Origin of the sequence: Microvirga sp. HBU67558 (genome assembly GCF_018069605.1) — a bacterium.
GTDB classification, from domain to species: Bacteria; Pseudomonadota; Alphaproteobacteria; order Rhizobiales; family Beijerinckiaceae; genus Microvirga; species Microvirga terrae.
Genome location: NZ_JAGPUP010000167.1, coordinates 1 through 408 on the forward strand (window position 1 = coordinate 1; position 408 = coordinate 408).

Below are 408 nucleotides of genomic sequence, written 5' to 3' on the forward strand. Positions count from 1 at the left end.
TACAAATATCTGTACAGGAGAGAAAGGAGGCGAGCTATGGGCCACGTTTCCTATACAGAGCTACGGTCGAACTTGGCGAGGTACATGGATGAGGTCTGCGATAACCGCGCGCCCCTCCACGTGACACGCCAGAACGCCCGTGGCGTCGTGATGGTGTCCGAGGACGAGTACGAAGGCATAATGGAGACTCTGCACCTACTGCGGAGCCCCGCTAACGCTGACCGCCTACTCCGCTCGATTGCGGAGGCGGATGCTGGCCATATGGCCGAGCATGACCTTACTGAGGCTGTCGACGCTGAATGAAGTTGCTTTGGACCAGTCAAGCTTGGGAAGATTATCTCTTCTGGCAAGAGGCTGATCCAAAGACCCTCAGGATCATCAACGACCTGATCAAGGATGCGAAACGCA

General features: G+C 55.9%; 2 protein-coding genes. Both read left to right on the plus strand.

Translation table 11 applies throughout. From position 1 onward, the window contains the following. Nucleotides 1–303 (plus strand): type II toxin-antitoxin system Phd/YefM family antitoxin (locus tag KBI52_RS00665; RefSeq protein WP_371823084.1); only part of this gene is annotated, 303 nt, incomplete at its 5' end. Continuing rightward, on the plus strand, nt 300–408 hold a 109-nt coding region (locus KBI52_RS00670; RefSeq protein WP_210804767.1), incomplete at its 3' end, for a type II toxin-antitoxin system YoeB family toxin. The genes KBI52_RS00665 and KBI52_RS00670, both read left to right, overlap by 4 nt.